The organism is Pseudomonas baetica, assembly GCF_019733355.1.
GTDB lineage: Bacteria > Pseudomonadota > Gammaproteobacteria > Pseudomonadales > Pseudomonadaceae > Aquipseudomonas > Aquipseudomonas baetica_A.
Map to the genome: position 1 here is coordinate 1 of NZ_JAIHLQ010000152.1, position 374 is coordinate 374.

Below are 374 nucleotides of genomic sequence, written 5' to 3' on the forward strand. Positions count from 1 at the left end.
ACTGTGACTCTGTCGAACGGCGCAGTGATCACCATCGAGGCCGGTAAAACCACCGGCACTGTGACTGTTCCAGCGCCGGCTGACGACGTCTACAAAGACGCTGGCACCGTGCAGGCAACCATCACCGGCACCAGCGGCGGCAACTTCGAGAACCTGGTGCCGAGCACCGTTCCAGCCGTGACCGAAGTCACCGACACCATCGACACTTCGACCGTCAAACTGACGGCTGATACCTCCGTGGCTGAAGGCGGCACCGTCACTTACACCGCCACCGTGGGCGCCCCGGTCACGGGTTCGCCAGTCGTCGTGACCCTGGCCAACGGTCAAAACATCACCATCGAAGTCGGCAAAACCACCGGCACCGTGACCACCAC

At 62.6% G+C, this 374-nt stretch carries 1 protein-coding gene; it reads left to right on the forward strand.

Features of this window, described 5'->3' with window-relative positions; translation table 11 throughout:
* Positions 1–374, forward strand: a 374-nt coding sequence (locus K5E40_RS34510) for an immunoglobulin-like domain-containing protein (RefSeq protein WP_221734440.1), incomplete at both ends; no start/stop codon positions are given.